The organism is Actinokineospora sp. NBRC 105648 (genome assembly GCF_030269645.1).
Classification (GTDB): domain Bacteria; phylum Actinomycetota; class Actinomycetes; order Mycobacteriales; family Pseudonocardiaceae; genus Actinokineospora.
Genome location: NZ_BSTR01000061.1, coordinates 26165 through 33867, shown reverse-complemented (window position 1 = coordinate 33867; position 7703 = coordinate 26165). Strand labels below are relative to the sequence as shown.

General features: G+C 70.6%; 3 protein-coding genes. 1 reads left to right on the top strand and 2 read right to left on the bottom strand.

Annotated elements, in window-relative coordinates; genetic code table 11:
* Positions 1 to 403: 403 nt before the first annotated feature.
* Entirely contained in the window at positions 404 to 2818 is a 2415-nt protein-coding gene (locus QSK30_RS32765) for a chitinase C-terminal domain-containing protein (protein ID WP_285508925.1), read from the bottom strand.
* 427 nt (positions 2819 to 3245) lie between these two features.
* Between QSK30_RS32765 and QSK30_RS32760 the strand changes: the two genes are divergently transcribed.
* Positions 3246 to 4664: a M14 family zinc carboxypeptidase gene (locus QSK30_RS32760; RefSeq protein WP_285508923.1), complete on the top strand. Its 1419-nt coding sequence runs from the start codon at positions 3246 to 3248 to the stop codon at positions 4662 to 4664.
* Between the two features lie 745 nt (positions 4665 to 5409).
* Here the strand turns inward: QSK30_RS32760 and QSK30_RS32755 are convergent.
* The gene (locus tag QSK30_RS32755) at positions 5410 to 7521 is read right to left on the bottom strand and encodes an elongation factor G-like protein EF-G2 (protein ID WP_285508921.1); all 2112 of its coding nucleotides are present in this window, start codon (positions 7519 to 7521) and stop codon (positions 5410 to 5412) included.
* Positions 7522 to 7703 lie beyond the last annotated feature (182 nt).

Here is a 7703-nt window from a genome sequence, read left to right as displayed (position 1 = left end):
CGGCGGGCTGGCGGGCTGGCGGGCTGGCGGGCTGGCGGGCTGGCGGGCTGGCGGGCTGGCGGGCTGGCGGGCTGGCGGGCTGGCGGGCTGGCGGGCTGGCGGGCTGGCGGGCTGGCGGGCTGGCGGGCTCCGGGCTCCGGGCTCCGGGCTCCGGGCTCCGGGCTCCGGGCTCCGGGCTCCGGGCTCCGGGCTCCGGGCTCCGGGCTCCGGGCTCCGGGCCAGGGTGCACAGCGGGTGTTCGGCTGTCCAGCCGGGCGCGCATCACCCGGGGGTCACCGGGGTGCGTCACCACGAAAACGGCCGGGCCCGGGACTTCGCAGTCCCGGGCCCGGCCTGGTTGGACCGCGGGGCGACCACCGGGCCGGGTACACCGGCGGCCGTCCCGCGGGGTCTCACGTGGACCTCAGCAGGGGCCGAGGTCCTGCCACACCCCCCACTGACCGCTCAGGTCCGGGCGGTCGCCCTGGGTCCACCACTTGTTCTTGTACTGGCGACCGTTGTACGACACCGTCTGGACGGTGGCGTAGACCTTCGCCGCGTCCCAGGCCGCCGCGGTGCACGTGGGCGGCCTGGTCGTGGTGGTCGGGGTCGTCGTTGTCGTGGTGGTGGTCGTGGTGCTCGACGTCGGCGTGGTCGTGGTCGAGGTCGGCACCGTGGTGGTGGTCGAGCTGCTCGTCGGGACCGTCGTCGACGTCGGTGTGGTGCCGCCGCTGCCGCGCAGGTACTCCTGCGTGGCCGTGTACGACTTGCCGCCGAAGGTGATCGTGATGTTCGACAGCTGCGCCACCGGCAGGTAGTAGGACAGCTGCACGTCGGCGCTCGCGCCCGGCGCGAGCGTCTGGTACCCGGGCAGCTTGATGGAGAACCGGTGCAGGTCGCCCTTCAGGCCACCGATGTTGGTGCCGGTGTGCCCGGTGGAGACCACCGAGAGCGCCCAGCCGGACTGCTGCCCGATGGTGGGCGGCGCCGAGGTGCCGTAGTCGAACTGGATCTCCGTGCCGCCCGGCAGGGTCTGCGTGGACGAGTTGGTGATCTTGGCCTTCGGGGTGATCGGGTAGTTCGCGTCGCCGACCGGGAAGCCGCCCAGGGACACCTTGACGTCCAGGGAGTCGGCGGGCATGGCGATCTTGGCCTTGGTGTTGCCGTAGGGCGCGGCCGCCTTGAACTTGTCGTAGAACAGGTTCGTCAGCGTCGAGCCCATGAAGTACTCGCCCTTGGTCTGGTCGTAGGCGTAGTCGCCCGCCAGCTCCCAGATCATCACCCCGCCCAGGCCCTTGTCAGCCACGTACTGGGCCTTGACCGCCGCGGACTGCTCGTCCTCAGTGGACAGGAAGACCTTCTTGGTGGCGTTCCACAGCCACGGCGCGACCAGGGTCGAGTCGTAGTTGCGGGCGTAGGTGCCGGTCACCCGGTCCTGCGGCTTGTTGACCGGGTCGAGCCCGTAGGCGGTGGCGTAGCTGCCGATCTTGCCGTCCTGCAGGTTCTTGGCGTGCCAGAGCGGGTTGGAGCCCGCCGGGACCTCTCCGCCGCCGACGTCCAGGTCGTGCCAGAGGTTGTCCGCGCCGACCGCGCCGTTGCCGCAGTTGACCTTGGAGCCGACCGTGCCGCCGGTGCCCGGTGGGCACTTGGTCTGGTCCGGCAGCGGCGCCGAACCCCACAGGCCGTTGGTACCGCCGGTCACGCCCTGCCAGCCCCGGGTGTAGTAGGGGATGCCGAGGTTGATCCGGCCCGCGCCCATGGCGCCGCGGAAGTAGTGGTAGGCCCAGTCGCTGTTGAGGTAGCCGAGGCCGCCGTACTGCGCGGTGCTGTAGTACTGCCAGAACTGCAGCTCGGCGTCCTTGCCGTCGTCGTAGAGCGCCGCGTTGGGGCCGACGAAGTTGTTCCAGGCGCCGTGCAGGTCGTAGGTCATCATGTTGACGTAGTCCAGGTACTGGGTGACCTGGTAGTTCTCCATGCCGCGCAGCATGTAGCCCGAGGACGGGGCCGCGACGCTGAGCAGGTAGTACTTGTTGTCCGCCGCGCTGGCCGCGTCGAGCTTCTCGCGCAGCGTCTTCATCAGCGTCACGTAGCCGGCCATCAGCCGGGCGCGCCGCGGGTTGGAGATCGAGAAGTCGTCCGGGTTGCCGGAGTTGTTCATCGACGTCGCGTACTCGTAGTCGATGTCCACGCCGTTGAAGCCGTACTTGCGCACGAAGGAGACCGCGGAGTCGGCGAAGGCGGAGATCTTCGCCGCGGAGTCGGTGAGCGCGTAGAAGCCGCCGTCGGCGACCCGCTTGCCGTCAGCGCCGATGTAGCCACCGGTCTCGGCCCAGCCGCCGACCGAGATCAGCGTCTTGACGTTCGGGTGCTGCTTCTTGAACTTGTTCAGCTGGTTGAAGTGGCCCTTGTACGGGTAGGCCGGGTCGGTCTCGGCGCCGGGGACGCCGGGCCACTCGATGCCCGTGGAGGGGTTGTCGGCGGTGTCGTCGCCGACCGAGAGCTTGCCCTGGCCGTCGATGTGGCCGAAGGCGTAGTTGACGTGGGTGACCTTGTCCCACGGGATGTCCTTGGCCAGGTAGGACGGCTGGCCGTTCTTGCCGGTGCGCCAGCTGGTGAAGTAGCCGATGACCCGGCGCGGGTGGTCGGCGCCCATCTTCTCCCGGCCCGCGGTGTCGTAGGCGAGGCAGTAGGGCACGGCGACGTTCGGCGTCGTGGCGAGTCCGTCGGGGCGACAGTCTTCTTGACCGGCAGCCGATGATGTCGCGGGGATGGAGACCGCGACGGTGATTCCGGAGAGCAGAGCCAGCAAGAGGAGCAGGGGGAGACTCTTTCTGACCACGCTTCACCTCCAATGGGGCGCGCAGGGTGGTAATTGAGCTGATCGTAATTGGTCTAAACCACATCCGACAACCGGTCTAGACCAATATTTCCTTCCCAGTTCGGCGGGGCCGCCGACCACCGGTTGTCCCACGATCGGGTGAAAAGATGACCGGGTGGTAGAATCCGACTGTCCGAAGAGGACGCCGTGGGCGATGATCAGCGCCGTTCGGACCGGGTTTTCGCAGCGCTGATCCCATTTTCCCAGTGCGGCCATAGGTCTCCGCTATGCATTGTTGGGATGGGTGGGGCGGGGTCGCGGTAGGGCACGCTCTGTGAGTTCCGATCGCGCGCTGTGCACCACGGCGCCCGGTCCTGTCGACCACGGGTGCGCCGGGCCCACCCTGCCCACGGGTCCGCCACCCCGATCCGCGAGGAGGTGCGACGGTTTGACGACCACCCGCCGCTCCGTGCTGGCGATGTCCGTGGCCGCCGCTGCCACGGCCGCCATGCTGGCCGGAGCGTTCCCCGGGGCGTCCGCAGCCCCGGTGTCCGAGCAGGCGGGCGCCTACAGCGCCCGCCACGCGCAGACCTACCTCTACCGAGTCCCCGGTGGCGCCGCCCGAGCCGACGACCTGCTGCGCGCGGGCTTCGACGTGCTCGAGGAGCGCGAGGGCGACGACCTGTTCGTCATGGGCCGGGCCGACGTCGGCGACCGCCTGCGCGCCGCGGGCCACCGCGCCCGCGTCGAACAGGCCCTGGACCCGGTCACCTGGGCCCCACCCGCGCGCAGCGGCCAGGCGCCGGTGCTCGACGCGGCGGTCGCCGAGGAGACCTACTACGGCGGCTACCGGACGGTCAACGCCCAGTTCGCCCACCTCGACCAGGTGGCCCGCGACCACGCGGCCCTGGCCACGGTGGTCGACTACGGCGACTCGTGGCGCAAGAGCCGCGGCTCCGGCGGCTACGACCTCAAGGCCATCTGCATCACCAAGAAGAACGCGGGCGACTGCGCCCTGAGCACCTCGGCGCCCAAACCCCGGCTGTTCGTCATGGGCCAGCTGCACGCCCGCGAGATCACCACCGGCGACGTCGCCTACCGCTGGATCGACCACCTCACCGACGGCTACGGCACCGACGCCGAGGTGACGGCGCTGCTGGACAGCACCGAGGTCTGGGTCGTCCCCATCGCCAACCCCGACGGCGTCGACATCGTCCAGCGCGGCGGCAGCTACCCCTACCTGCAGCGCAAGAACGCCAACAACACCAACGGCGCGGGCTGCGGCACCACCGGCGGCTCCAGCCAGGTCGGCATCGACCTCAACCGCAACACCAGCTCCGGCTACGGCACCGGCAGCAGCACCCAGCCGTGCGCGGAGACCTACCGCGGCCCCAGCGCCAACTCGGAGGTGGAGGTCCGCGCCCTGCAGTCCCTGTGGCGCTCCCTCTACCGCGACCGCCGCGCGACCGGCACCTCGGCCCCGGCCCCCGCGGACACCACGGGCATGGTCATCAGCATGCACAGCTACTCGAACATGGTGCTGTTCCCGTGGGGCTTCAACTCCGCGGTGAAGTCGGGCAACGACACGAGCCTGCGCGCCATCGCCCGCCAGATGGCCACCATCGCGGGCACCGGCTGGCGCTACGGCCAACCGGGCGAGATCTTGTACAACGCGGGCGGCGCCACCGACGACTGGGTCTACGACGACCTGGGCGTCTCCAGCTTCGTCTGGGAGATCGGCGGCTCCAGCGGCAGCTGCTCCGGCTTCCTGCCCGCCTACTCGTGCCAGAGCAGCACGTACTGGCCCAAGGTCAAGGCGATGCTCCTGTACTCGGCGAAGAAGGCCAAGAACCCCTACACGGCCTAGCAGCCAGCCAGCAAGCAAGACCCCTCGGGGGCGCCACGAGACAGGGGCGGCGGCACCCCCACCTCCACGCGGGCGATGCCTGCGCCCGCGCGGAGGCTCTCGCGAGGACCGGGCGCACCCTCACGCGCCCGGTCCTCGCCACTTTTTCCCCAACCCCATGACAAGTGTGGGGGTGAACGCTCTATGGTGTACCTCGTTCCGACGTAAGGGCGCCCGAGCGCCGGAACGCGTTCCCGGGTCCGTGCCCTCGCTGAGACCCGAGCGCCGGGTCTGGTCGCGTCATGCAGGGGCGCGGCCAGACCCCGACAATCCTTGGCAAGGGCCAAAAGCCGGTAAAAGCCAGAAGGCAGAAGCTGGAAGACGCACCAGCCCGACCAGCCAAGCCAGCCCAGCCAAGCCAGCCCAGCCAAGCCAGCTCGGCCCAGCCCGCCCCGCCCCCCACTCAACCGCAGCGGCAAGGCCGCCCCGCTGGTACGCAACAGCATCCCCACCCCGCTGGAACGCAACAGGATCTCCACCCCGCTGGAACGCAAGTCCCGCTACGGATGCTCGATCTAGTGGACTTGCTTCGTGTGGGGGGAGAGCACCGCTAAACTTGCCGGTGGTGGGGAATGCCCTTCACCCGCCCTTTTTTCACCACCGCGGTGCTCTAGGGGCCCCACACGAAGCGAGTTCACTAGATCGAGCCCACGCCTTTAACTCGGGCAACGAAGACGGCAACCAAAGAGCGGCAACCAAAAACACCTCAACCAAACCGAGCAGCCAACGACTCCGGCAGCGGGTCGAACCGGGCGAACGCACGGGTGAAGCTCCCAGACCCAGACGTCAACGACCGCAGGTCAATCGCATATCGCAACAACGCCGCGGCGGGGATTTCCGCGTGCAGCTCTGTGTACCCGGCAGCTGCCGCCGTGGTCCCCAGGACCCGGCCCCGGCGCCCCGACAGGTCTCCCAGCACCGCACCCAGGTGCTCGTCCCGCAGCCGGACGCACACCGCGTCCACCGGTTCCAGCAGGGAGATCCGGGTCTTCGCCGCCGCGTCCTTCAGCGCCAGCGAGCCCGCCGTCTGGAAGGCCGTGTCCGAGGAGTCCACGCTGTGCGACTTGCCGTCGACCAGCGTCACCCGGATGTCCACCACCGGGTGCCCACCCAGGCCGCGCTCCACCTGGGCCCGCACACCCTTCTCCACGCTGCCGATGAACTGGTGCGGCACCGACCCGCCCACCACCCGGTCGACGAACTCGAAGCCCGCGCCGGTGGGCAGGGGCTCGACCTCGATGTCGCACACCGCGTATTGGCCGTGGCCGCCGGACTGCTTGACGTGCCGCCCGTGCCCCCTGGCCCGCCCGGCGAAGGTCTCCCGCAGCGCCACCCGGACCGGTTCGGTGTCGACCTCGGCGCCGCCCGCGCGCAGGCGGTCGAGGACCACGTCGGCGTGCGCCTCGCCCATGCACCACAGGACCAGTTGGCGGGTCTCGGCGTTGCGCTCCAGCCGCAGCGTCGGGTCGCCCGCGACGAGCCGGGACAGGTTGCGGGCCAACGCGTCCTCGTCGCTGCGGGTCTTCGCGGTGACCGCGACCGGCAGCAGCGGCTCGGGCATCGCCCACGGTTCCATCAGGATCGGGTCCTCCGGTGCCGACACCGTGTCACCGGTCTCCGCCGAGCCCACCTTCGTCAGCGCGCACAGGTCGCCCGCGACGCAGTACGGCACCTCGCGCAGCGTCGAGCCCAGTGGCGAGTACACGTGCGCGACCCGCTCGTCGGTGTCGTGGTCCTCGTGGCCGCGGTCGGCCAGGCCGTGCCCGGACACGTGCACCGCCCGTTCCGGCCGCAGGGTCCCGGAGAACACCCGAACGAGTGAAACTCGCCCGACGTAGGAGTCCACCGCGGTGCGGACCACCTCGGCGGCCAAGGGGCCGTTCGGGTCGGCGGTGATCGCCGGGCGGGGCCTGCCCTGCGGGTCGGTCACCGCCGGGACCGAGTGCTCCAGCGGCGACGGGAACGCCCGCGCCAGCGCCTCCAGCAGCTCCGCCAACCCCAGCCCGGTGTGCGCGCAGACCGGGAAGACCGGGTGGAACGACCCGCGCGCCACCGCCGTCTCCAGGTCGGCGATGACGGTCTCCTGGTCGATGGGCTCGCCCGCGAGGTAGCGCTCCATGAGCGACTCGTCCTCGCTCTCCGCGATGATCCCCTCCACGAGCTCGGCCCGCGCCGCGGCGATCACGGCCAAGTCCTCGGCACCGGGGGATGTCACGACCGGGGGATGCCCGGTCGAGTGATCGAACAAGCGCTGCGTGATCAAGCCGAGGAGCCCGCGCGGCACGGGCAGGTACAACGGCAGGACGTTGCCACCGAACGCCTCCTGGCACGCGGCCAACTCGGTCGCGAAGTCCGCTCTCGGGTGGTCGAGCCGGGCGATCACCACCGCGCGCGGCATGCCGACCGCGGCGCACTCGGCCCACAGCGCCGTCGTGCTCGCGTCGACCCCGTCGGCGGCGCACACCACGAACAGCGCGGCGTCGGCGGCGCGCAGTCCGGCGCGCAGCTCACCGACGAAGTCGGCGTAGCCGGGGGTGTCGATGAGGTTGATCTTCATCCCGTCGTGCGGCAGCGGTGCCACCGACAGGCCGACCGAGCGCTGCTGGCGCACCGCCGCCGGGTCGTGGTCGCAAACCGTGGTCCCCTCGGTGACCGACCCTGCCCGGCTGAGCACACCGGTCGCGGCCAGCAGCGCCTCCGCTAGCGTCGTCTTGCCCGCCCCGGACGGCCCGACCAGCACGACGTTGCGCACCCGCGCCGGGTCGAGCACCGCCACCTCGGGCCCGGCTTGACCGTTCCCGGAGTGCTTGGACCCCATGGCGCCCACCTCCCATCCGTCCGGGAAGCCGCCGGGGCCACCCATCGGCAGTCGTGTGTCCGATCTCACACCCGAATCGGTCGGGCGACAACCCCGAGCCCGAAGTGGCCTGGCGAGATACCCCGAGATTGGCCACGTTCACCGGGCCACCTGGAACGTAAGCTGTGGTCAGCGGCCTCTCC